This is a genomic window from Allobosea thiooxidans (genome assembly GCF_900168195.1).
In the GTDB taxonomy this organism is placed as follows: domain Bacteria; phylum Pseudomonadota; class Alphaproteobacteria; order Rhizobiales; family Beijerinckiaceae; genus Allobosea; species Allobosea thiooxidans.
Genome location: NZ_FUYX01000002.1, coordinates 517,041 through 539,533, shown reverse-complemented (window position 1 = coordinate 539,533; position 22,493 = coordinate 517,041). Strand labels below are relative to the sequence as shown.

Annotated in this window: 20 protein-coding genes, 1 tRNA gene and 1 pseudogene; 10 read left to right on the top strand and 12 right to left on the bottom strand. The window is 66.7% G+C overall.

The window, feature by feature from the left end; all coding sequences use genetic code 11:
• Positions 1-165: 165 nt before the first annotated feature.
• Complete coding sequence (locus B5Y19_RS05620) at positions 166-426, bottom strand: DUF2312 domain-containing protein (protein ID WP_055726799.1); 261 nt, start codon at positions 424-426, stop codon at positions 166-168.
• Positions 427-949: 523 nt separating this feature from the next.
• Here B5Y19_RS05620 and B5Y19_RS05615 point away from each other — a divergent pair.
• The 3 genes from B5Y19_RS05615 to pyk all read left to right on the top strand — a co-directional run bounded on the left by B5Y19_RS05615 (position 950) and on the right by pyk (position 4,316).
• On the top strand, positions 950-2,263 hold the full coding sequence (locus B5Y19_RS05615; RefSeq protein WP_055726798.1) for a glycerate kinase type-2 family protein: 1,314 nt from the start codon (positions 950-952) through the stop codon (positions 2,261-2,263).
• A complete protein-coding gene (locus B5Y19_RS05610; protein WP_411914138.1) occupies positions 2,260-2,709 on the top strand; it encodes a DUF1036 domain-containing protein in 450 nt (149 codons plus the stop codon). Before B5Y19_RS05615 ends, B5Y19_RS05610 begins: the two co-directional genes overlap by 4 nt.
• 167 nt (positions 2,710-2,876) lie before the next feature.
• Positions 2,877-4,316, top strand: coding sequence for a pyruvate kinase (gene pyk, locus B5Y19_RS05605; RefSeq protein WP_055726796.1), 1,440 nt, complete (start codon positions 2,877-2,879; stop codon positions 4,314-4,316).
• 139 nt (positions 4,317-4,455) lie between these two features.
• Here the strand turns inward: pyk and B5Y19_RS05600 are convergent, their stop codons facing one another.
• The gene (locus B5Y19_RS05600) at positions 4,456-5,121 is read right to left on the bottom strand and encodes a tetratricopeptide repeat protein (RefSeq protein ID WP_055726795.1); all 666 of its coding nucleotides are present in this window, start codon (positions 5,119-5,121) and stop codon (positions 4,456-4,458) included.
• A 140-nt stretch (positions 5,122-5,261) separates the two neighbouring features.
• Positions 5,262-5,387 (bottom strand): type B 50S ribosomal protein L36, encoded by a 126-nt coding sequence (gene ykgO, locus B5Y19_RS05595; protein WP_055726794.1) that lies wholly within the window; start codon positions 5,385-5,387, stop codon positions 5,262-5,264.
• Between the two features lie 244 nt (positions 5,388-5,631).
• Between ykgO and B5Y19_RS05590 the strand changes: the two genes are divergently transcribed.
• The 3 genes from B5Y19_RS05590 to B5Y19_RS05580 all read left to right on the top strand — a co-directional run bounded on the left by B5Y19_RS05590 (position 5,632) and on the right by B5Y19_RS05580 (position 6,517).
• Positions 5,632-5,838, top strand: coding sequence for a hypothetical protein (locus B5Y19_RS05590; protein ID WP_055726793.1), 207 nt, complete (start codon positions 5,632-5,634; stop codon positions 5,836-5,838).
• Between the two features lie 89 nt (positions 5,839-5,927).
• A complete protein-coding gene (hisE, locus tag B5Y19_RS05585; protein WP_055726792.1) occupies positions 5,928-6,305 on the top strand; it encodes a phosphoribosyl-ATP diphosphatase in 378 nt (125 codons plus the stop codon).
• 135 nt (positions 6,306-6,440) lie between these two features.
• Positions 6,441-6,517 (top strand) — tRNA-Arg (locus tag B5Y19_RS05580).
• 484 nt (positions 6,518-7,001) lie between these two features.
• Here the strand turns inward: B5Y19_RS05580 and B5Y19_RS05575 are convergent.
• Positions 7,002-7,304: a hypothetical protein gene (locus tag B5Y19_RS05575; RefSeq protein ID WP_055726791.1), complete on the bottom strand. Its 303-nt coding sequence runs from the start codon at positions 7,302-7,304 to the stop codon at positions 7,002-7,004.
• Positions 7,305-7,491: 187 nt separating this feature from the next.
• Here B5Y19_RS05575 and B5Y19_RS05570 point away from each other — a divergent pair, with 187 nt between their 5' ends.
• The gene (locus B5Y19_RS05570) at positions 7,492-7,911 is read left to right on the top strand and encodes a GNAT family N-acetyltransferase (RefSeq protein ID WP_197282395.1); all 420 of its coding nucleotides are present in this window, start codon (positions 7,492-7,494) and stop codon (positions 7,909-7,911) included.
• A gap of 86 nt (positions 7,912-7,997) precedes the next feature.
• Here the strand turns inward: B5Y19_RS05570 and B5Y19_RS05565 are convergent, their stop codons facing one another.
• Positions 7,998-11,747: an autotransporter domain-containing protein gene (locus tag B5Y19_RS05565; protein ID WP_055726790.1), complete on the bottom strand. Its 3,750-nt coding sequence runs from the start codon at positions 11,745-11,747 to the stop codon at positions 7,998-8,000.
• Between the two features lie 247 nt (positions 11,748-11,994).
• Entirely contained in the window at positions 11,995-13,059 is a 1,065-nt protein-coding gene (locus tag B5Y19_RS05560; RefSeq protein ID WP_055726789.1) for a helix-turn-helix transcriptional regulator, read from the bottom strand.
• A gap of 182 nt (positions 13,060-13,241) precedes the next feature.
• Between B5Y19_RS05560 and B5Y19_RS05555 the strand changes: the two genes are divergently transcribed.
• Positions 13,242-14,225, top strand: a complete 984-nt coding sequence (locus B5Y19_RS05555; RefSeq protein WP_055726788.1) for a helix-turn-helix transcriptional regulator — start codon at positions 13,242-13,244, stop codon at positions 14,223-14,225.
• Positions 14,226-14,590: 365 nt separating this feature from the next.
• Here the strand turns inward: B5Y19_RS05555 and B5Y19_RS05550 are convergent, their stop codons facing one another.
• Genes B5Y19_RS05550 through B5Y19_RS05525 form a run of 6 tightly spaced genes read right to left on the bottom strand, consistent with a single transcriptional unit; the run spans position 14,591 to position 20,974 of the window.
• Positions 14,591-15,415: an ABC transporter permease gene (locus B5Y19_RS05550; RefSeq protein ID WP_079591195.1), complete on the bottom strand. Its 825-nt coding sequence runs from the start codon at positions 15,413-15,415 to the stop codon at positions 14,591-14,593.
• Positions 15,406-16,293: an ABC transporter permease gene (locus tag B5Y19_RS05545; RefSeq protein ID WP_055726813.1), complete on the bottom strand. Its 888-nt coding sequence runs from the start codon at positions 16,291-16,293 to the stop codon at positions 15,406-15,408. Before B5Y19_RS05545 ends, B5Y19_RS05550 begins: the two co-directional genes overlap by 10 nt.
• Complete coding sequence (locus tag B5Y19_RS05540) at positions 16,290-17,369, bottom strand: ABC transporter ATP-binding protein (protein WP_055726787.1); 1,080 nt, start codon at positions 17,367-17,369, stop codon at positions 16,290-16,292. The genes B5Y19_RS05545 and B5Y19_RS05540 overlap by 4 nt, the downstream gene beginning before the upstream one ends.
• Positions 17,370-17,377: 8 nt before the next feature.
• The gene (locus B5Y19_RS05535) at positions 17,378-18,430 is read right to left on the bottom strand and encodes an ABC transporter substrate-binding protein (RefSeq protein ID WP_197282394.1); all 1,053 of its coding nucleotides are present in this window, start codon (positions 18,428-18,430) and stop codon (positions 17,378-17,380) included.
• 37 nt (positions 18,431-18,467) lie between these two features.
• Positions 18,468-19,337 (bottom strand): amidohydrolase family protein, encoded by an 870-nt coding sequence (locus B5Y19_RS05530; RefSeq protein WP_055726812.1) that lies wholly within the window; start codon positions 19,335-19,337, stop codon positions 18,468-18,470.
• Entirely contained in the window at positions 19,334-20,974 is a 1,641-nt protein-coding gene (locus tag B5Y19_RS05525; RefSeq protein WP_055726785.1) for a class I adenylate-forming enzyme family protein, read from the bottom strand. Before B5Y19_RS05525 ends, B5Y19_RS05530 begins: the two co-directional genes overlap by 4 nt.
• Before the next feature lie 98 nt (positions 20,975-21,072).
• On the opposite strand from B5Y19_RS05525, the gene B5Y19_RS05520 reads away from it, so the two are divergent.
• Together B5Y19_RS05520 and B5Y19_RS05515 are read left to right on the top strand one after the other, a co-directional pair.
• A complete protein-coding gene (locus B5Y19_RS05520) occupies positions 21,073-22,020 on the top strand; it encodes a LysR substrate-binding domain-containing protein (RefSeq protein ID WP_079591194.1) in 948 nt (315 codons plus the stop codon).
• 59 nt (positions 22,021-22,079) lie between these two features.
• Positions 22,080-22,412: pseudogene (locus B5Y19_RS05515) on the top strand (amidase family protein); the annotation flags it as partial.
• Positions 22,413-22,493 lie beyond the last annotated feature (81 nt).

Sequence of the window (22,493 nt, the reverse complement as noted above, 5' to 3'; positions counted from 1 at the left end):
TGCGGCAAGGGCGGAAAGGGGCCGCGATCGGCCGCGCCACCCGCTTTTTACGAAGCCGTAATCACGACAATAAGCGTCGCTTTTGGAACAATGATGGGCCCGGCGGAAAACCGGGCGGAGGATCGCCCCGGCGGATGACCCGGGGCGCTCCGTCCAGTGCGGCTCTCAGCCGACCATGCCCAGGGCCTGCATGTACAAGTCGAGGATGGCCTCCTGCTCCTGGCGCTCGGCATGATCCTGCTTGCGGATGCGGACGATGGTCCGGATCGCCTTGGCGTCGTAGCCACGGCCCTTCAGCTCGGCGAACACCTCCTTGATGTCGCCCTGGATCGACGCCTTCTCCTCCTCGAGCCGCTCGATCCGCTCGATGAACTGCTTCAGCTCGTCGGCGGCAACGCTTCCGGCATCGGTTTCAACTTGGCTCATCTAAATCCACTCCATGGAGAGAGTTGTCGTTCGGCGGCTCGGAGAGCCTGAAGGTGCAAGCGCGATATCACCGCGCCCGTCGTCAGTCACATGATTCCCGCCTGAGAAAGCGGCAGCAGCCTCGCCGAGGACGGACCCGTCACGGCGGCGAGGAAGCCCTCGATGATCGGGATGCTCGATCAGCCGGAACGGGTGAGCGAAATCGCCATGTCGCCCGTGTTCGCCCTCGCTCGCGCGAGCCGCTCGACGCCCTCGACCTGGCCGCCCTGAACCGGATCGTCCATCTGATATCCTTCCGGGATCGGGAATTCGCCGGCAGCGTTCGCCCGGATCGGGGTTGGGCGTCAAGCCGTAACCGGCCCGCCCTCAACAGTCCCGATGCCGCGGAGCGCGACTTGGAGCCCTCTTTCGCAGCAAAGGCAAAAAGTATGATTTATCCGCCATAAGACAGATGACGTCGGCCTTCGCGCCACCTAAGAAGAATCGGGAGAAGCGCCGCAGCCAGCGGCGACGCCGGGTGAAAATGGCCAGCCTGCACAGTCCAGCCACCGACACAGCCAAGCTGCGCGCGACGGCGCGGGCGATCTATGACGCCGCCGTCGCCCGTGCCCACCCTTCCGGCTGCCTGCCGCAGCATCTCCCTGCAGCCCCGCAATCCGGCCGCCTGATCCTGCTGGCAGCCGGCAAGGCCGCCGGCAGCATGACCGCCCTCGCCGAGGCTCATTATCTCGATCGCGGCTTCCCGGCGGAGCGCCTCCTCGGCCATGCCGTCGCCCGGCACGGCTATACGACCGCGACCCGCCAGATCCCGATGGTGGCGGCCGGCCACCCGGTGCCGGACCAGGGCAGCATCGACAGCGCCGAACGCGCGCTCGCCCTCGCCGCTTTCGCGACAGCGGAGGACCTCGTCCTCGTCCTGCTCTCCGGCGGTGGCTCGGCCAACTGGGTCGCTCCGGCGGGAATGCTGACCCTCGCGGAGAAGCAGGCGGTCAACAAGGCGCTGCTGCGCTCCGGCGCGCCGATCGGCGAGATGAACATCGTCCGCAAGCGGCTCTCCCGCATCAAGGGCGGCCGCCTCGCGCTGGCCGCTGCCCCGTCGCGGTTGCTCACCCTAGCGATCTCGGACGTTCCCGGCGACGACCCGGCGGCAATCGCCTCGGGCCCGACGGTCGCCGATCCTTCGACCACGGCCGAAGCCCGCGCCATCGTCGCCCGCTACGGGCTCGACCTGCCTCCGGCCGCCCGCACCCTGCTCGACGACCCCGCCAACGAGACGCCGAAGCCCGGCCACCCGGCCTTCGCGAACAGCGAATTCCGCATCATCGCCCGCCCGGCCGATGCGCTGGCCGCCGCCCGCGCCGCTGCCGAGGCGGCGGGCTATACGGTCCACGATCTCGGCCCCGATCTGGAGGGCGAAGCGCGCGCGGTCGCGGCCGCCCATGCCGATCTCGCCCGGCGGCTGAAGCGCGAGGGCCGGCGGGCCGCCATCCTCTCAGGCGGCGAGCTCACCGTGACGCTGCGCGGTTCCGGGCGCGGTGGCCCCAGCCAGGAATATGCGCTGGCGCTGGCGGTCGCGCTGCAGGCCGAGCCCGGCATCGTCGCGCTCGCGGGCGACACCGACGGCACCGATGGCGGCGGCGGCGAGGCGACCGACCCGGCCGGCGCGCTGATCGACCCGCAAACTTTGGCGCGCGCCGCCGCGATCGGCCTTGATCCCGCCCGATCCCTCGCCGACAACGATTCGACCGGCTTCTTCGAAGCGCTGGGCGATTTGCTGCAGCCGGGGCCGACGCTCACCAATGTCAACGACTGCCGCGTGATCCTGATCGAACCGTGAGACTTCCCGCTCCCCCGCGCCTCGCTCTCCTCGCCGCCTGCGCCGCCGCCGCCTTCGTCGCGGGCGCGCTGCCGGCGAAGGCCGATCTGCGCATGTGCAACACCACCTCCAGCCGGATCGGCGTCGCCATCGGCTACCGCGACGCGCAGGGCTGGACGACCGAGGGCTGGTGGAACATCAGCCCGCGCGGCTGCGAGACTCTGCTGCGCGGCACGCTTGCCGCTCGATTCTACTACGTTCACGCCGTCGACTACGACAAGGGCGGCGAATGGACCGGGAAATCGGTCATGTGCGTGCGTAACAAGGAATTCACGATTCGCGGCATCGAGGATTGCCTGGCCCGCGGCTATGACCGCGCCGGCTTCTTCGAAGTCGACACCGGCGAGCAGAAGAGCTGGACCATCCAGCTCACCGACACCAGCGGCACGGCGCCGCCAACGCCCTGACCGGCCTGCCCCGGGGCAGGCGCCGAGGGCGCAGATATATGTGGCGGGCCCGTCCGGGCCTGCCGGAGAACGGGACGACGGCGCCCTGGCGGCGTCGCCACAGCGGATGAAAGGGGGCCCGAGCGCGGCCGGCGCAGACCGGATCGCGGATCGGCTTGGGGAAGACAATGAAGCGCGAACGCCGGATCAAGATCATCGCCACCCTCGGGCCGGCCTCCTCGACCGAGGAGATGTGCGCCAAGCTCTTCGAAGCCGGCGTCGACGTCTTCCGCATCAATATGAGCCACACCCAGCGCGAGACCCTGGCCGAGAAGATCGCGATGCTGCGCGGGCTCGAGAGCAGGTTCCGGCGGCCGGTCGGCATTCTCGCCGACCTGCAGGGGCCCAAGCTGCGTGTCGGACAGTTCGGCGGCGACGGCGGCGTCATGCTGGAGAAGGGCGCGCGCTTCACCCTCGATTCCGATCAGACGCCCGGCGACGCCACGCGCGTCCACCTGCCTCACCCCGAGATCCTGAGCGCACTGGAGCCCGGCCACACCCTCATCCTCGACGACGGCAAGCTGCGCCTCGTGGTCGAGAAGGCCTCGCCCAAGGAAGCGGTGACGCGCGTGATTGTCGGCGGCCGCCTGTCCTCGCGCAAGGGCGTCAGCCTACCCGACACCACCATCGCCGTCTCGGCCATGACCGAGAAGGACCGCGCCGACGCCGAGGTCGCGGCCGAGGTCGGCGTCGACTGGATCGCCCTCTCCTTCGTGCAGCGCCCGGAGGACATGGCGGAACTGCGCAAGATCGTGCGCGGCCGGGCGCTGGCGCTGGCCAAGATCGAGAAGCCGCAGGCCGTGGCGCGGCTGGAGGAGATCATCGACGCCTCCGACGCCATCATGGTCGCGCGCGGCGATCTCGGCGTCGAGATGCCGCTGGAGAAGGTGCCGGGCACCCAGAAGCGCATGATCCGCATGGCGCGGCGCAAGGGCAAGCCGGTGGTGGTCGCGACGCAGATGCTGGAGAGCATGATCACCAGCCCGGTGCCGACCCGCGCCGAGGTCTCGGACGTCGCCACCGCGGTGTTCGAAGGGGCGGACGCGGTGATGCTATCGGCCGAGAGCGCCGCCGGCCAGTATCCGGTCGAGGCGGTGGCGATGATGAACCGCATCGCCGAGGAGGTCGAGGGCGAGACGGTCTACCGCTCGATCCTGGAGGCGCAGCGCGCCGAGCCCGAGGCCACCGGCGCCGACGCCATCGCCAAGGCTGCCCACGAGATCGCCGAGACGCTGAACCTCAAGGCGATCTGCGCCTGGACCTCCTCGGGCTCGACCGCCTTCCGCATCGCCCGCGAGCGCCCGAACTCGACCGTCATCGCGCTGACGCCGAACCGCGCCACGGCGCGCCGCCTCACCTTGGTCTGGGGCGTCCATGCCATCGTGACCAAGGATGCCAGCGACGCCGACGACATGGCGTTCCGGGCCTGCAAATTCGCGGTCCGCGAGCATTACGCCAAGCTCGGCGACCGGATCATCGTGGTCGCCGGCGTGCCCTTCGGGACGCCCGGCGCGACCAACATGGTCCGCATCGCCTTCGTCGCGCAGGAGCACGTCGCGAAGGCGTGAAAGCAGGGCGTCAGTCTCGGGCGAAGCGCAACGCACGCCCGAGAATCGCTTTCAGGAAAGATATCTCTTCAAGGGAAGGCCCCCTTCCCGCATGAGATGCCCGGGTCGGGCCCGAGCATGACGCAGCAACGTCCGACGCTCAGGCGTCGCGGCCGTCGACGTCGCTCTTCAGGGCGTCCACGGCCTTCTTCACCGCGTCGAATTGCGGGTAGATCTCGAGCGCCTTGCGGAAGGCGACCATCGCGGCCTTGTCGTCGCCCTGCTGGCGCAGGATCATCCCGAGCCCCATCATCGCGCCGTAATGGCGCGGCTCGCGCTTCAGCGTCTCACTGATGTCGACCATCGAGCGGATCGAATCGCCAGCGAGGTAGAGCGCATTGGCGCGCTGGTTCCAGGCCTCGGCCCAGTCCGGCTGCAGGCTGATGACACGGTCGAGCAGCTCGATCGCGATCTCGACCTGCTTGTCCTTCAGCGCCTCCTGGGCCCGGCTCATCAGCAGATCGGCCGTGTCCGAGCCCGAGCGCGCCCAGCGCCGCTGGATCAGCCGGGCGATGCCCTCCGCCTCCTCCTGCGTGGTCGCGTCATGCAGCCGCTGGAAGAGCCGCTCCAGCGTCGCTGCCGGCCCGCGCTGCGGGGCATTCGGCGTGACCGGATTGTCGGACTTGTCCGAGGGCGGAACAGTGCCGGGGCGCGCCGGCGGGACGGACTGGGCCCAGGCGCCCTGCGACCACGCGCTCACGCAGACGGGGCCGGTGGCGGCCAGCACCAGGGCGAAGGCAGCGGTCGCGATCGGGAACCGGTTCATGGCGGCAACTGTAGACACGGGGCGCCCGAGGTCAAATCACGGCCCGGCGATCCCGCTCACGCAAAAAGCGGGCACGCCGCAAGGCGCCCCGCTTTTCCCGAAGTCCCGGACAGGCTCGCGCGGCGAAGCCGCGCGAAGGCTCAGCCCTGACGCGCCTTGAAGCGCTTCTGGACCTTGTTGATGATGTAGATGCGGCCCTTGCGGCGCACCAGCTGGTTGTCGCGATGGCGCGCGCGCAGCGACTTCAGCGAATTGCGGATCTTCATCGTCTCAACTCCATCGGCCCGTCCGTACAGGGCGGACCGGTCAAAAACCCACAGTCTGCGACGCGGACCCACAGGTCCTCCCCGCCCATCTTCATGGCGCGACTGATGCGATGGCCGCTGTATACGGATTTTTGCGCGGACCGCAAGTCCGAACACGCTCTTTGCCACGCAAAAGCCCGACTGTGCCTGCCTTGACGGCAGCTCGGCCGGGAATCGCGCGGCCACCCATACAGAGGATAACCGCATGCGCCTATCGATCCTGACTCTCTTCGCGGCCGCGCTGACGCTCGCCGGCTGCGGCAACACCGTCGAGCAGCGCATCGGCGGCGCCGCGGTCGGCGCGGGCACCGGCGCCGTCGTCGCCGGGCCGGTCGGAGCCGTGGTCGGCGGCGCGGCCGGCGCGATCAGCGGCCCCTCCGTCACGCGCGCGGTTCGCCGGGCTTCCCGCTGATACGATTCTGACGGCGCCGTCGCGCGATTGCCGCGGCGGCGCCGGGCGCCTGTCATCAAACTCTCATCAGACGGACGAATCCTGCAGCGATGTCCGATTCGCTGCACCGGCTCCACGCCGCAGTCCTGGATGCGCGCCACCGCGACCCGGCCCGGTCGCGCACGGCGAAGCTCTTCGCCGATGGCCTGCCGAAGATAGCCAAGAAGGTCGCGGAAGAGGCCATCGAGCTGAGCCTGGAAGCGCTGCAGCGCGACCGCGAGGCCGCGATCCGCGAAAGCGCGGACCTGATCTACAACCTCACGGTGCTCTGGGCTGCTCTCGACATTGCGCCCACCGAGGTCTGGGGCGAGCTCGATCGCCGCGAGCGGCTCTACGGGATCGCCGAGAAGCTGCCGAAGGGCGGCGGCGCGCGGCGGCGCAGGCAGGCACGGCAACCGGCACTCACGCTCGCTCCCCTGCCGCGCTGAGGCTCTCGAAACGGTCGTCATCCACAGATCGCGAGAATTCGACGCCGTGATGATTTTCTGGGTTGCCAAGCCCGAGCGAAGCCTTTATCTCCGCCTTCATCAGGCCAGACGCAACGCGTCATGACGCTCTGAGACGCGCCCGTAGCTCAGCTGGATAGAGCATCAGACTACGAATCTGAGGGTCAGAGGTTCGAATCCTTTCGGGCGCGCCATTTTCTCCTTACAACTCAACAACTTGTTGAGCTTCCAGGCGGAAGCTGTTCCCAGCGCATTGCGCCGGGTAGCACATGGGCAGCAGGGGCTGGCCTTCGATCACCTGCGCGAATGCCTTAGGCGGTACTGAACTCGCAAGCCCGTCGCTCGAGATCGCAGATCCCGAAGAGGATTGCGGCCGCGTCCACCTCGGCCACGACTATGCGCCTACCTTCACGGTTGGTGAGCATGTCTTCGGCGCGGCTCGTCGCGAGATGGGTCATATGTACGAGGTTGCCGACCTCGGGCTCCAGCCGCTGAATTGCCTTGCCGATCGTGATCTGTCGGGCGCTGTTCGGATGACCGCTCTCGACCCATGGCGGACATTGAAACTGCCTCGTCCGCCAAGCCGGTCACCCAGCGCAGGAATATCTCCGGAGCCCCCCTCTTCAATTCGTCGGTCGGATACCACGCCGGCCAGCGCGCCTCGCGCCCGCGTGCCCATCAACTCAGGTTGTCGCCCCAGATCATGACCGACAGCGAGAAGGTGATAAGGCCGATGACCGCCAGGATGAACGCGCGACGACGGATCCTTGCATCACTGTGATTCAAGCCGGTTAGCAGTGTCGCAAGTGTCCAGAGGCCCGTGAATGCCAGCAGCGCCAGGGTGTAGACTGGGCCGGAGAGGTCATAACCGCCCCCTCCGATCGATGGATGTTCCGAAGGGCCGGGGCTGAGGCTCCAAACCAGAACGCCCACGACCACCGCGAAGCCGGCAATCCACGCGTAAAATCCCTTGTCTTTCAATCAGCCCTCCTCAGCCATCCGACGGTCCGAAAGTGGATCGAGCCCATTTCGTTTGGTCCGATCTCGACCCAACTCAGACGTTGACGGTGCGTCGCCGCGACTTCCAGGGTCGACCATGGGCCGCCGTTGAAGCATAGGCTGCCGGTGCTATTGTTCCATCGCCTTTGACAAATCGAGAGACCACCCGGTGATTGCATTGACTGTCAGGCGTCTGGCCCCCACCGAGTGGCGCTCGGCTTTTCCGATCATTTCCCAGCTTCGTGAGCTTACCGAGGAAGAGTTCCTGCGGCGTGTCCAACGCCAGACCTTCTCTGGTTATGAATTGGTTGGCGCCTTCGACGGACAGCGCATTGTGGGAGTAATGGGCGTGCGCCCCGTCCATACCCTGGCTCGCGGACCCCACCTGCATATTGATGATCTGGTCGTTGACAAGACCTGCCGGAAAACGGGTGCGGGGCGCGCATTGATCGACTTCGCAGACAAAGAGGGACGGGTCCGGGGGATGGGGGCCATTTTCCTCGATGCAAGACAGGAGGCTATACCGTTCTACGAGCGGCTTGATTTTGCATTCCATGCCGCCCCTTCCATGAAGAAGCCTCTCGCTTGACTGCGATGGAGGAGCGGGCTGTGACGCGCCGCGCTCGCCCCATGCCGGACCGTGAGCAGGCCCGCTTGCAGCCCCCGCGCCAGTCCTCAGAACTTGACCGCCAGCACGCCCTTGAAGGCGTGGTCCTGAGCGTCTTCGGCGAGCTGGCCGGTATAGGACACTCCGAGCGTGGCGTTCCGGCCGATGGCGAGGTCGAGCCCTGCTTCCACCAGCGCGGCATCCCTGGCGATCGGAACGCCGGCGACGATGAACGGGCTCGAGCCTGAGAAGGCGAGGATCGCCTGCGGGTTCACCTCACCGAAGGCATGGCGCCAGGCGAGCGTTCCGCGCAAGGTCAGCTCCATGCCCTGCAATGCGAGGCTGGTCGAGGCCCGCACGCCCAGCGTCGAGAAGCCGGCCGCGGTGGTCGAGCCCGGCGATCTAAGGGCCGCCGGCCCGCCCCATTCGCCGAAACCGTCGCCGCGCAGGTTGACATAGGCCAGCCCGGCAAAGGGCTCGAGCGCCACCCGGCCGAGATCGACGCGGTAACCGAGCTCGCCGAAGACCTGGGCCGTGGCGGCGCTGTAGTCAGCCTTCAGAGCGTCGCTGAAGCCGGTGAACGCGACGGTGCGCGAGGTCGAGACCTCATGCCAGCTGTAGCTCGCGCCCGCGCGCAAGCCGAGCGCGCCCCATTGGCCACCGCCATAGAGGCCGAGATGGTAGTTGTCGCTGTCGCCCGAGGAGATGCGGTCCCTGACATCGAAGCGCGTGCGGCTGTAGCCCGCGAAGGCACCGAAGCGCAGGGCATCGAACGCCGCGACATCGGCGCCGACCAGCAGCCCACCGGTCGAGCGCGAGAGCCTGGCAGCATTGCCGTCGCCGTTCGTATGCCCCCATGAGCCATAGCCCTGGCCCCAGACGGCAAAGCGCTCGGCGGAGCCCAGCCCCGGCATCGGTCCCTTGGCCGCCAGTGCCTTGTCCGCAGTGAAGCCGTAGCTCAGCACCGGCATCTGCGGCGCGCCGACCAATCCGAAGGCGGAGCGCAGCCGGTCGGTCGCCGCCGAGCGCAGCAGGCCGCTCTCGTCGATCAGGACGCTCTTAGCCGAGGCATGCACCTCGCCGGACAGCGCGTCGAAGGCAGCGCGCGCGCCGGCCTCGCCAAGCGTCACGACGGCGTCATGGACCGGATTGCCGAAGCCGAGGCTCTGCACGCCGCCGCCGGTCGCGCACTGGTTGGGCGTCTGCCCGACCGAACAGAAGGAGACGTCGTTGCGGTCGAGCCTGAGATAGACGTTGTTGGGATCGTAGCTCAGCGTCGGGTCGAGGAAGGCGAAGTCAGAGATCACGTTCGCGAACGTGCCATTCACACCGCCATCCGCCGTGACGATCGTATAGGAGCGGGAGGGGCTGTACGCTCCGTTCAGGCCGATATGCCTGACCGCGCCACCGTTGATCGTGACCGTGCCCGTGGCATGGACGCGGTCGCTTCCGGTTCCGGCCGGATCGACCTCCACTTCGTAGCGGCTGCCGGCGCTGAAGGTGGCGTTGCCGGCGACGTTCAGCGTGCCGATCGAGTTTCCGGGGGCGACGACGGCTCCCGCCCCGATCGTCAGGACACCGACGGTGCCGCTGCCCTGCAAGCGTGCGCCCGCCAGGACGTCGACGGTGCCGCCGAGGCTGCCATTCACAGCGAGCGTGCCGCCGCTGACGGTCGTGGCTCCGGCGAACCCGCTCGAATTCCCGGTCAGGACGGTCGTGCCCGCAATCGCCTCGATCGTCCCCGTTCCGGTCATGCCCGCGGCGAACTGATAGCTGTCCGAGCTGTGATTGAAGACGATCTTGCCGTTACCTGATCCGAAGACGACCGCGCTTGCCGCAAACGTGCCCGGGGCGGCGGCCGCCAGACCCTTGGCCCGGCCGATGTTCAGCGTCCCCGTCGAGGCGGCCGCCGTGGCGATATGCGCCGTGCCGGCGATCTCGACCTTGCCGCCATCGGCGACGGTGAGGACGCCGGTGCCGTCGGCACCGACATGGAGATCGGCGCTGCCGACCCAGGTCGAGCCCGAACCGGTGACGGTGGCCTCGCCGATGCTGCCGATCTGCGTGCCCAGGGCCGAGGTGCCGGACTGCACCATGCCGCCGGCCTCGACGAACATCACGCCGTTGCCTTCAAGTCCGACGAAGAGATTGGCCGGGCTGAGCAGTTGCGAGCCGGCGCCGCTGACGGAGATACTCCCCCCCGAACCGGCCTTGTATCCGACGATCGTGCTCTGCGCGCCGGCCTTGCCGCCTCCGGAGATCGACAGCGCCCCGGTATTCTCGCCGCCGACCAGCATGTTCCCGGTATTGACCAGGCTCGAGCCGCTGCCGGCAACGTTGAGGACGCCCTGGTTGAAATGGCCGATCATGCTGTCGAGCGTGGTGACGACGGCCCCGGACGTGATGTTCATCGTCCCCGTGCCCGCGTTGCCGACCCTCAGCGTCGTGGCGTTCGTCCAGCTCGATCCAATGCCCGCGACGGTCAACATCCCCGCTCCGGTCGGGTTGTAGCCGATCTCGAGCGCGTTGGATGTGACCTTAGCGCCGTCGAGCACGGTCATCGTGCCGCTGCCGGCGCGGCCGATCGAGAACTCGCCGCTGCTCTCCCAGCGCGAGTTCGCGCCGGTGATCTCGACATTGCCGCTGCCGCCGCCATTGAGCTGGCCGAGCCTCACATTACCCGTCTGAACCACGCCGCCGGCTTCGATGCGCGCGCTGCCGCTGCCGCCATTGCCGAGGAGGAGGTTGGTGCCCGTGACCGTCCAGCTGGAGTTCGCCCCGGTCACGGTGACGTGTCCGATCCCGGCGTCACCGACGACGACGCTATCGTTGTTGAGCACGGCGCCGCCATTGGCGATGGTGAGCCGGCCGTTGCCCTGGGCCCCGACGAGCAGGCTCCCGGTGGTCGTCCACTGTGATCCGGCGCCCGAGACGGTGGCCTCGCCCGTGCCCGACGCGGCACTGCCGACGACACCCGAACTGCTGTCGACCACGCCGCCGGCCGTTACCTCTAACGTGCCCGCACCGGCACCGCCGACGACGATCTGGCCCGTACTCGTCCACGAGCCACCCGTGACCTTTGCCCCGCCCTGCGAGCCAGCCTCGACGGCGAGCGCGGCATCCGCACTGCTTACCGAGCCACCGGCTCCGATATTGAGCGTGCCCCTGCCGAAGTTCCCGATGGAGAGGGGGCCGCTCACCGTCCAGTTCGAGCCCGGGCCGGAGACGCTGACGAGCCCCTGGGCAGAGGCGGAAAAGCCGATGGCGCTCTTGCCATGGACGATGACGGAGCCCCCGGCCGCGATCGTCAGCGTGCCCTGGTCCTGATAGCCGACATTGAGATCGACCGTGTTCGTCCAGCTCGATCCGTTGCCGGTTACGAGAACCGCGCCGGTCTCGGTGGTGCGGGCGATATAGGTGTTGGCGGTGAGCAGCGACCCACCGCCCATGATCGTGAGCGCCCCGGCTCCGGTAAAGCCGACATTGAGCTCATCGGCGATCGCGCCCAGGCCAACGATATTCGGCCCGGGAACGACCGTGTTGATATTCGCGACCGTGCCGATCGTCGGGGCAAACGGATTCCAGTTGCCGTCATCGAACCAGTCGGTGGAAACGGCGCCGGTCCAATCGGCCGCTCCGGAGGGCAGCGCCGGCGCGAGCGTGACGAAGGTCGTGGTCGCCAGGAGCAGGCTGCGCAGACCGATCCTGCGGCCATGCGCTTTGCCCCTTGACGGCGGATTGACCGCCGGCCTCGCGACAAGAGCGGCCTCTGCCCTCGCAGCCCGGCCGGACCAGGTATCGGAATTCGCCTTCGGCATGAATCGCCCCTCGAAACGCCATCTCGTCGCTTCGGGGCAACCGGCAGGGCGCCCTGCGCCCGGCTGATGCGGAGCGCACGACGCCGAGCCGGGAAACCGCTCCCTCAGCCTCTCTCTCGCGCTTTTGGGGGGAGGTTCGGCGGGCATGCAAGGAAATGGGGCCGCGCCGTTTCAATTGTATCTCAGGCTGCCGAGTTCGTATCCGTCCCTGCAAAACCGGCTGCCGGACGCGGCCGGCAGCTGCGCTTCAGCGCAACCTGCGAATCCAGTGCCACATATTGGGCCCGCTGGCATATTGGCTCACGATTCTGCGCCCTTCCGCAGCATGGGCACGCGCCTCACGCGGCGTCACGCTGAACAGCTTGCGAAAGGCGCGGACGAAATTCGTGCGGTAGGCGAACCCGCACGCTTCGGCGATATCGGCGATGCTCATCGCAAGATAGGGCGACTCGACCAGCATCGTCCGGGCTCGCCGCAGCCTCCCGGCGGTGATGTAGGACAAGACGCCGCCATAGGGCTCGAAGAGATAGTAGAGCTTGCGCTGCGAGATGCCGAAGGCCGCCGCCACGGTCTCGGCGGACAGCGCCGGGTCGGCGATGTTTTCGTCGATATGACGGCGGATCTGCCCGGTCAGCGCCAGCCTGACCGAGGCCGCGTTCTCCTCGCTCACCGACATGTTGAGCGCGGCCGCCGCCAGCTCAAGCGTCGGGCGGATGACCGCCTCGACCTCGTCACGACGCATGCGCGGCGCCTGCCGGTGCAGGCTCTCGAGATGGCTTCGCAGCAGTGCTGTCAGCGGCGCCCTGCCCGGGACGACGCGCATATTGTGCTCGTCGGGGGCATTGAGGAGGGGGCTGAGCATGCGGCGCGGGAACGTCAGGTTGAAGCTGTCGAGATCGAAGGCAGCCGTCGCCTGGGCCTGCGCGAGATCGGCCACGATCAGGTCTCCGGCCTGCGCATGCTCGCCCGAGGCGGCATCGCGACGGCCATGCCGGCCGCCGAGCACGACCTGCAGCGTAACATGGTCGAGCCCGTCGCGGCTGATGCGGGCCGGCGACCGGTCGTAGTGATTATGGACCTTGCAGGCATACCGGGTCAGGATGGCCTCGCCCAGATGCGAAGCATCGGCGAAGAAGTGGAAGCGGCCGTCGGGATCGCCATGGGGGCGCGCGTCGTAGAAGACGCCGATGCTGTCCTGCCAGAGCGCGACTGCGTCCTTGGGCGCGAGGCCGGCCGTGTCCATCGCAATGTACTGAACCGGATTCGCGGCATTCGGCGCCGCCGAGGTCGCCACTTCGACATCCTCCGTCATGAGCCGCCTCCGCGACCGGCACCACGGCCAGCGTCGACGTTTCTGCTAGCACAGCTGGCCGGATCATGTGTGGCGCTGGCGGAGCTGAAGCTCGCAGCGGCGGAACTCGATCACCGCTGCGCCGCTTGCGGTGGCGCGGGAATTCGCTCACCTTCCGTAAAGCTCCACGGAAATCGCCGACCATGTCCGCCGAAAGCGTCGTCCAGACGGCCTCGTTCTCAGCCAGCGACATTCCGGAGCATCATCGCGACGAGTTCATCCGCGACTTCTACGGCCGCATCCAGATGCGCCTGCAGATCAGGCCGACCCGTGATCACGAGCTCGCCTTCGACGCCAGGACGCTGATCCTGCCTGAGATGATGTGCACGCTGGGCGCGGTCTCGCCGATGAGCTGGCAACGCACCTCGGAGCTGATGGCGGACGGCAATGACGACATCATCCTGTCCTGGAACCGCGGGGGATACCGGCTCAACGTGCCTGGGCGCGGCGAGTTCGAGACAAAGCCCGGTACGGCCGCGATCCTGTCGCTCGACCGGCGCTGGTCGGTCCAGGCCGAGGATTCGCAATGGACCATGGCGCTGCAGTTCAAGCGCTCGCTATTGGCGCCGCTGATCGGACATCTCGACGATATCGCGCCGGACCATATCGGCCGGACCCAGCCGGCGCATCAGCTGCTCTTCGACTATCTCTCGTCGCTGCTCCGGATGGAGACGCCCGCCGCCCTCGCGCCGCTGGCATCACGGCATATCGCCGACATCCTGGCAGAGGCGTTCAAGGCCGGGCGCGGCGGCCATCCCTCGCCCGGCATCCGGGCGGCGCGGCTGGCCGGCCTCAAGCAGCACATCGATCACAATCTCCTCGATCCGGCCCTCTGCGTCGGGCAATTGTCGCGAACCTTCGGAATCAGCGATCGCTATATCCGCCAGCTCTTCGCCGAGGACGGCACGAGCTTTTCGGATTATCTCACGGAGCGGCGGTTGGACTATGTCCATGGCTGCCTCTGCGACCGCAGGCAGGTGCTGCGACGGATCGCAGACATCGTCTTCGAAGCCGGTTTTACCGAGCCGTCGACGTTCTATCGGCAGTTCCGGGCGCGATACGGCCAAACGCCGGCGGAAGTCAGGCAGTCCGCACTGAGCCATGACGCGCAGACCACCGCTCCGTAGGAAGCGGCTCATGACTGCCAATATCGGCCCCGCCGACGTGCGCCGACTGTCCCATCCATGACAGGCCGGTGACCAATCCCGTCGCTCCCACCGGTTGCGCTGCCGCCCCCTGCGACCGACTGGTTTCGGATAGGCGACTCCCCTTGGGGAAAAGTCGCCTGCCTGAAGAGCCGCATGAATACGCGCAGTATCAGGGAATTCTTCAGAGTGGCCCGCGGCTTCTCGATTTGATCGATTTATCCGATCGCCCCTGTGTTCTGCCGCGCGCGGAACGCTAGGGGCGCAAAGACCCGCCCTCCCCGACGTCCGCTTTCGAGCGATCATTCAATCTGCGCGCGCGACCGGCCGGCACGGCTTTTCAGACCCTAGCGCTCTGTCGGCACCGCCCCGGAGCCAAGCTTCGAGACCAGGATCAGGATCACCGTCACCAGGACGACCTGGATCACCGACACCGCTGCGATCGTCGGGTCGATCTCGTTGACGATGTTGTCGAACATCTTCTTCGGCAGCGTCATGTTCGACCCGCCGAGGAACATCGCCACCACGAGCTCGTCGAAGGAGGAAATAAAGGCAAGGAAGGCTGCCGAGATCAGCGAGGGCCTGAGCGGCGGCAGCGTCACGTGCCAGATCGCCTGAGCCCGATTGGCGCCCAGGCTCATGGCGGCATGCTCCTGCGCGATGTCGAAGGTGCGCAGCGCAGCCGTCATGATGATCACCACGAATGGGATCGCGTGCACCGTGTGGCCCAGCACGATCCCCTGCCACAGGCCGATGAGCTTGAGCTGGCCGAACCAGCCATAGACGGCGATCGAATAGATGATCACCGGCACGATCAGCGGCATCAGGGAGATCTGGTTCACGAACTCCTTGCCGGGGTAGCGCCCCCTCACCAGGCTGAACGACAGGGCGGTGCCCAGCACCGTCGCCAGGACCGTCGTCGCCAGCGCGACCTTGATGCTGCGCAGCGTGGCATCGATCCAGGTCGAGTCGGTGAAGTACTGCTCGTACCAGCGCAGCGACCAGCCCGGCGGCGGGAACTGCAGGTAGGACGAGGAGCTGAGCGACATCGGGAACACCACCACCAGCGGTGCCATCAGGAACAGCAGCACCAATGCGGTGAAGGCAAACAGCCCGAAATGCCACGCGCTCCAGCGCCCTGCGCCTCGCCTGCGTCCCCTCCTCAGCTCCATTGCATGTTCCCCCGGAGCAGGCGGCGAAGCACGATGTAGACCAGCAGGGTCGCTCCCAGCAGCACCGCCGACAGCGCGCCCGCGAAGCCCCAATTCAGGAACATGCGCACCTGCTGCTCGATCAGAACAGCCATCATGTGCACCTTGCCGCCTCCGAGCAGCGCCGGCGTTATGAAGAAGCCGATCGACAGGACGAAGACGAGGGTCATGCCCGCCAGCACACCGGGCAGGGTCAACGGCAGATAGATACGCCGGAACACGTCCCAGCCGGACGCTCCCAGCCCCCGCGCGGCCTGCGCCAGGTTCGGGTCCATGCGCCGCATCACGGCATAGAGCGGGAACACCATGTAAGGCAGCAGAACATGCGTCATGCCGATCAGCACGCCGGTCATGTTGTTCAGGAGCGGCAGCGGCGTCTCGATCACCCCCAGATCGGACAGCATGCGGTTGATCAGCCCGTTGCGGCCCAGCAGCACCATCCAGCCATAGGTCCGGACCAGCACGCTGGTCCAGAACGGCAGCAGGATGAAGGCGATCCCCACGGCCGGCCAGGGCGACGGCAGAATCGAGAGGGCATAGGCCACGGGATAAGCCAGGACCAGGCAAAGCAGGCTGACGCAGGCCGCGATCAGAAGCGTGTCGAACAGCACACGGAGATAGAGGTCGTCGGTCAGCGCCTTCTGGTAATGCGGGAGCGATGCCCCCTCGAAGCTCTGCGCAAGCAGCATCGCCATCGGGATCAGATAGAGGACCAGCAGGAAGAGCAGCGCCGGCCCTGCCGCTGCCAGCGAGCCGAAACCGTCACGGTGCCGGCGCCACCACCGGCGACGTAGAGCGCCCGCGCGGAGCTCGTTCGGGGTCGTGGCGGATGCGCTCATGACCATGGGAAACTATGCATGTCCGCGCTGCGCCAGCCGACGCGGACGCGGTGCCCGCTGCTCAGGATGCGATTGGCCTCGTGCAGCGGCCAGCGCGCGAGAACGCTCAGCCGCCCATCATCGGACCTGATGCGATATTTGATGGTCTCGCCAAGATAGACCACCTCCTCGATGAGGCCGTCGAAGGCGATGTCGGCCGCATCGTCCGGGCCTAGCGAGCGCACGCGTTCGGGCCGGAGCATCAGGCCAAGATCCCCCGTGCCGCCAGGCCACTTGTGCGGGAGCGGCACCCGCATGCCGCCCTCGAGCTCGGCCGTCGCATCGTCCAGCGGTCGTGCGCGGTACAGGTTCGATTCCCCGATGAAGCCGGCAACGAAGCGGCTCGAGGGTGCGCGATAGATCTCCTCTGGCGTGCCGAGCTGCGCGATCTGCCCTTGTCCCATCACCGCGATGCGGTCGGACATGACGAGCGCCTCTTCCTGGTCATGGGTGACGAACAGCGCCGTCAGCTCCAGCCTCTGCTGCAACCGCCGCACCTCGAGCTGCATCTGCTCGCGCAATTGCCGATCGAGCGCGCCGAACGGCTCGTCGAGCAGAAGCAGCTGCGGATCGAATACGACTGCGCGCGCCAGGGCCACGCGCTGCTGCTGCCCGCCCGACAATTGCCTCGGCAACCGACCGCCATGCGTCGGCAGGTCGACCAGCTTGAGCGTTTCCTGCACGCGCCGCTCCCGCTCGGCACGCGGGATGCGGCGCATCAGGAGCGGGAACGCCACGTTCTCCGCGACGGTCATGTGCGGAAACAGGGCATAGTTCTGAAACACCATGCCGATGTCGCGCTTGGCGGGCGGGGCCATCGTGATGTCCCGCCCGTCGACACGAACCGCGCCTTCATCGGGCGTCTCGAAACCGGCGACGATCTTCAGCAGCGTGGTCTTGCCCGAGCCGCTCGGCCCGAGCAATGTCAGCATCTCCCCTCGCCGGACCGTCAGGTCGACGCCGGCGAGCGCGGTTACCGCACCGAAGCGCCGCGTGGCGCCGACGACCTCCAATGTGCCGGCGTCCTGCGTTGCCATGGCAGGCGTCACCGCTCGAGCATCCAGCGCGCCCAGCGCTCCTGGACCTGCTGCCCGTTGTCGGCCCACCAGTTGAGGTCAATCCAGAACTGCTTGCTCAGATTCTCCGGATTGGTCGGCAGGAACGGCACCATCTTCGGGTCGGTATGCTGCGTGGCCTCGAGGTTGACGCCGGGATAGCCGATGATGCTCGCATACTCGCCCTGCAGCTTGGCGTCGGCCATGGCCGCGAGCACGCGCTGGCCCCAATAGGCGTCCTTCGCACCCTTCGGAATGCCGAAGGCCGATTCCTTGATCGCGCCCTGATTCCACTCGATCTGGATCGGAGCCCCCTCCTTGATCAGGCTATGGTAGCGGCCGTTCCAGGCGGTGCCGATCACGGCCTCCTTGTCGATCAGGATCTGAGCCGACTGCGCGCCCGTCGTCCACCAGACCGCTACGTGCTTCTTGATCGTGTCGAGTTTCTTGAACGCGCGGTCGACATCCAGCGGATAGAGCTTGTCCATCGGCACGCCGTCGGCGAGCAGCGCGAATTCAAGCTGCTCGATCGGGCTGTTCTGCATCGTGCGCGGGCCCGGGAACTTCTGCACGTCGAAGAAATCGGCCCAGGATTTGGGGCCGCCATTCTTGAAGGTGTCACTCCGGTAGCCGATCACCGTCGAATAGACGCTCTTCGGAAACACGAATTTGCGGTTGCGCAGATGCTCCGGGAATTTCGAGAGGTCGATCACGGAATGGTCGAGCGGCTCGAGCAAGCCCATCCGCTCGGCAGTCACGGCATCCGGACCTGCGATCTCGGTGACCGCCCATTCGATGTTGCCGCTGGCGACCATGGCCTTCAGCTTGCCGAGGTCGACGGGGCTGGTGTTGACGATCTTCACGCCCGTCTGCTTCTCGAAGGCGTTATAGAACGTCTTGCGATTGGCTTGCTGCGTCGCGCCACCTGAGTCGTTGACGACGATCTGGGAGGGCTTGGCCGACGCCTGGGACTGCGCGGGCAAGGAAGCCAGACCGGACATCGCGCCGGCGGCACATAGCACGGCCAGAACTCGTTTAAGCATCGGCGTTTCCCCTCGAAAATGGCTCTTGTGAGCCGTTTTAAACACCCAGTAGCCGGGCTGCGTTGTCGTGCAGCCATTTCTGGCGCACGCTGTCCTTCAGCGGCAGCTCGTCGATTTCGGCCAGGCTGCGCTCGATCGGCATCATCGGATAGGCCGAGCCGTAGATGATCTGGTCCTGCAGGACGCTGTTGCCGTATTGCAGGAGCATCTCGTAGCCGGAGTTCGGCACGTTCAGGTATTTGTGGCGCATTGCGACGAGCCCGATGCTGACATTCGCATGCCGCCACGCGACCGCGATCAGCTCATCCACCCAGGGAAAGCCCGGCGGCGAGGCCACGACGCGCAGCTCCGGGAAATGCACCATGACCTCGTCGAGATAGATCGGCCGGCCATAGTCCATCAGCGTCGCTGTCGAGAAATTGGTGCTGCAATGGATGTTCACCGGAATGTCCAGCTCGATACACTTGGCGTATAGCGGGAACATCTTGGCGTCGTTGCAGCGCAGCTTGTTCTCGAAGCACTGAAGATTGAGCCCACGCAGGCCGAGCTCGCGCACGGCATGTTCGAGTTCGCGCACCGCCTCCATGCCCTTGTGGGGATCGACGCCCGCGAAACCGATGAAGCGCGGTCCGTGATCCTTGCAGAACTGCGCGACGTCCTCGTTGCGCACCTTGAAATCGAAGGTGGATTCGAGGTCGCGCGCCTTGATCACGACATGGCGCGCATTGTTGCGTTCATAGCCGGCCAGATAGTCCTCGAGCGTCTCGGGCTTGGCGGCTTCCGCCGGCTGCGCCGCGCGCTCGCTCGCGCGGTAGACCCGGCGATAATTGGACAGATGCGGCGCCGTTTTGCGCAGAGTCGGGACCGGCGGCGTGCTGCCATAGTCGATATAGGCGGGGCGGCTCATCGCCATTTCTCCTGCACGCGGTCGTAGCTTCCGGCCGTCGGATCGGTGCTCATCGACTTGAGGGTGCCTTTCGCGACCTTTCCGGACGGCGTCTTCGGCAGCTCGTCGACATAGGCGAGGTAGCGCGGCACCTTGAATGCGGCGAGGCGCGACGTGCAGTGCTCGAAGATGACATGCGGCGGCACGTCGCCGGCCGACAGGCCCGGCTGCAGCACGATGCAGGCCTTGACCTCCTCGCCCCGTGTCTCGTCCGGCACGGGGATGACGCCGACTTCGACGACCTGCGGCAGGCCGGTGATCACCGCTTCGACCTCGCGCGCGGCGATGTTCTCGCCGGCGCGCCGCACCATGTCCTTCACCCGTCCGACGATGTAGTAGTATCCGCGCTCGTCCTGGCGGAACAGATCGCCGGTGCGGAACCAGTCCCCGTCGAATGCGGCGTTGGTCGCTTCGGGATTCTTGTAATAGCCCTGCAGCATGCCGGGGCCGCGGATTTGCAGCTCGCCGATCTCGCCCTGCGCGACGGGCTTGCCGTCCTCGCCGACGATGCGCGCCTGGCGGAAGGGCCCGGGCTTGCCGCAGGAGCCGGAGCCGGTCATGTCCGCCGCCTGGATCGGCATGAACAGACAGGTCCCCGCCTCGGTCATGCCGAACGCTTCTCGCGCGATCAGATCGAAGCGCTCCTCCAGCTCGGCATGGATGTTCTGCGGAATGCCGTAGACATTGCAGCGCATCAGTGCGTGCTTCTTGTCGTCGGGCGACGGCGGCTGCTTCAGCACCAGATAGGGCAGCAGGCAGAAATTGATCTCGTAGTCGCGCACCCACTGCATGAACCGGCTCGGGCTCTGGCGCCGCGCGACATGCAGCGTCGCACGCTGATGGAACGCCATCAGCAGCAGCCATTGCGGGTCCATGTAGAAAAACGGCGTCGGGCAGAGGATGTTGCGGTACTTCAGCCCGTCGCGCCGCGCGTTGACCTTGCTGGTCGTCAACCAATAGCGGTGCGACAGCATGCACCCTTTCGGGAAGCCGGTCGTGCCCGAGGTGTACTGGATGTTGGCGAGGTTATCGAGCTGCACGGCCTTTGCCGGCTGGTGACGTCCCTCGCCCGATGCCGCGATCTCCTCCCATCGCAGGTATTTTGCGGACCGGTCGCCGACGACGATGACGCGCTCGCTCGCCAGCTTGCCCGGCAGCGGCGAGAGGCTCTCCAGCACCGGCAGGCATTCGGCGTCGATGATGATCCACGAGACGTCGCCGTTATCCGCCACATAGGCCACTTCACGCGCGGTATAGGCGATGTTGCAGGGCACCATCGTCGCGCCCATCAGGGTGAGTGCGAGCCAGCTGAGCGGCATCGCCTCGACATTGGGGAGCATGACCGCGACATGATCGCCCTGTCTTATGCCGACCTGCGCAAGACTGTTGGCCAATGCGTGCACGCGCCGAACCAGGTCCCGGTAAGTGACCCGTTCGTTGCTCTCGAAGAAGTTCCAGGCGAGCCGGCCGGGCACCTCCGCCGCCGCTTCCTCGAGCAATGTACCGATATTGGCAGGCAGCGGTTCCGCCTCGATCTGCCGGATCCGCTCCTCCACCGTCGGCACCGGCAGCGCGATGATGTCTTCTCGTCTCGACACGGGCGTCCCTTCCGCCGAACTCGAGGTTCACAGGGCCTCGAACTCCGTGGAGCCTATGACGCACAAAATATTACGTCCAATATCGTCTATTAGGCTTCATGAAACTCAAAGTTATGGGGAGAAGCGCCGTGCTCAATGTCCGATACCTCGCCGTCTTCCGCGCGGTCGTGAAGACAGGCTCGATTTCGGCGGCTGCACGCATGCTTCATGTGTCCCAGCCGGCGGTCACCAAATCCGTGCGCCTGCTCGAAGCGAGTATCGACCTGCCGCTGTTCTTCCGCGCGAACGGGCGCCTGCAGCTGACGCCCGAGGCCGAGTCCCTGCTGCCCGAGGTCGAGCGCCTGTTCAGCAATGTGCAGGCGATCCAGGACCTGGCCGACGAGATCCGGGACGGGTTCAGCGGCAGGATCACGATCGCCACCGTCACGACCTTGTCGACGACGCTGGTCGGCAATGCCGTCGCGAAGTTCCACCGGCAGCATCCAGGCCTGCGTTTCGACATCCGCTCGATGAACACGCGCCACGCCATCGATGCCGTGGCGACGCATCAGGTCGATCTCGGGGTTGTCGACGTAGCGCCGACCGGGCTGGACCTCGAGGCGAGCGAGCTGTGCCGCGCCGAGGTCGGCTGCATTGTCCGTGCCGACGATCCGCTTGCCGCACGCCGGCAGCTCAAGCCCGCGGACCTCGTGTCACATCCGATCATCGGATTTTCCGAGGAGACCTATACCGGCCGGCACATGCGCGCTGCATTCGAGGATAGCGGCACGCCATTCCAGGTGAGCTTCACGGTCAACCACACGCGCACGGCCTATACGCTGGTCCAGGCTGGCGCGGGAGTGGCCTTCGTCGATGCGTTTCCGAAGCTCGCCGGCGGCTTTCCCGAACTGCGGATCGTGAGATTTCGGCCGCAGATCGAAACACGGCCCCATGTGGTGTTCTCGAAGACGCGGGCAATACCTGTAATGGCCCGCAACTTTGTGCGCGCACTGCAGGATGAGGCGAACAAGCTCGTTTCTGGAGGCGAGAAGGAGATCAGTGTCTGACCCACGCGGTAAGAAAGAGGACGGATTGACCGTCCTGATCCCCGCCGCGCCGGGAGTTTGCGGCCTTCCACCGCGACTACGACCTGCTGCTGACGCCAACCGTGCCGCATGTCGCGCCGCCGGTGGAGACAATCTACCACTCGCCCGATTACGACCGCTGGCGCGATGGCGTGCCGTTCACCTTGCCGTTCAACCTGACGGGTCAGCCTGCCCTCACGATGCCGTACGGCTTGGCTCGCTCCGGGCCGCCGGTCGGCCTCCAGATCGCGGGGCCAAGATATGCCGAACGAAGCGTCCTGGAATGCGGTCTGGCGATCGAGGCCGCTCTCGATTGCCGGGAGCACCGACGAGAACTGGAAACGGTCATTGCACAGCTGAAGGCGTCTCTTTGACAGGCGCTCGCTGCCAATATCCCACAGCGCTCGGGGCTGATCCCGCTGGCCGAAACCTGGTGCCTGGCGACGCAGCCTGCG

Bases quoted from the DNA above. Each gene is read 5' to 3' on its own strand.
- B5Y19_RS05535 (WP_197282394.1), bottom strand. From the start codon at position 18,430: ATGCTTAAACGAGTTCTGGCCGTGCTATGTGCCGCCGGCGCGATGTCC.
- B5Y19_RS05590 (WP_055726793.1), top strand. From the start codon at position 5,632: ATGCGCCTATCGATCCTGACTCTCTTCGCGGCCGCGCTGACGCTCGCC.
- B5Y19_RS05540 (WP_055726787.1), bottom strand. From the start codon at position 17,369: ATGGCAACGCAGGACGCCGGCACATTGGAGGTCGTCGGCGCCACGCGG.
- B5Y19_RS05530 (WP_055726812.1), bottom strand. From the start codon at position 19,337: ATGAGCCGCCCCGCCTATATCGACTATGGCAGCACGCCGCCGGTCCCG.
- ykgO (WP_055726794.1), bottom strand. From the start codon at position 5,387: ATGAAGATCCGCAATTCGCTGAAGTCGCTGCGCGCGCGCCATCGCGAC.
- B5Y19_RS05600 (WP_055726795.1), bottom strand. From the start codon at position 5,121: ATGAACCGGTTCCCGATCGCGACCGCTGCCTTCGCCCTGGTGCTGGCC.
- B5Y19_RS05560 (WP_055726789.1), bottom strand. From the start codon at position 13,059: ATGACGGAGGATGTCGAAGTGGCGACCTCGGCGGCGCCGAATGCCGCG.
- hisE (WP_055726792.1), top strand. From the start codon at position 5,928: ATGTCCGATTCGCTGCACCGGCTCCACGCCGCAGTCCTGGATGCGCGC.
- B5Y19_RS05565 (WP_055726790.1), bottom strand. From the start codon at position 11,747: ATGCCGAAGGCGAATTCCGATACCTGGTCCGGCCGGGCTGCGAGGGCA.
- B5Y19_RS05555 (WP_055726788.1), top strand. From the start codon at position 13,242: ATGTCCGCCGAAAGCGTCGTCCAGACGGCCTCGTTCTCAGCCAGCGAC.
- pyk (WP_055726796.1), top strand. From the start codon at position 2,877: ATGAAGCGCGAACGCCGGATCAAGATCATCGCCACCCTCGGGCCGGCC.
- B5Y19_RS05615 (WP_055726798.1), top strand. From the start codon at position 950: ATGGCCAGCCTGCACAGTCCAGCCACCGACACAGCCAAGCTGCGCGCG.
- B5Y19_RS05620 (WP_055726799.1), bottom strand. From the start codon at position 426: ATGAGCCAAGTTGAAACCGATGCCGGAAGCGTTGCCGCCGACGAGCTG.
- B5Y19_RS05520 (WP_079591194.1), top strand. From the start codon at position 21,073: ATGAAACTCAAAGTTATGGGGAGAAGCGCCGTGCTCAATGTCCGATAC.
- B5Y19_RS05545 (WP_055726813.1), bottom strand. From the start codon at position 16,293: ATGAGCGCATCCGCCACGACCCCGAACGAGCTCCGCGCGGGCGCTCTA.
- B5Y19_RS05550 (WP_079591195.1), bottom strand. From the start codon at position 15,415: ATGGAGCTGAGGAGGGGACGCAGGCGAGGCGCAGGGCGCTGGAGCGCG.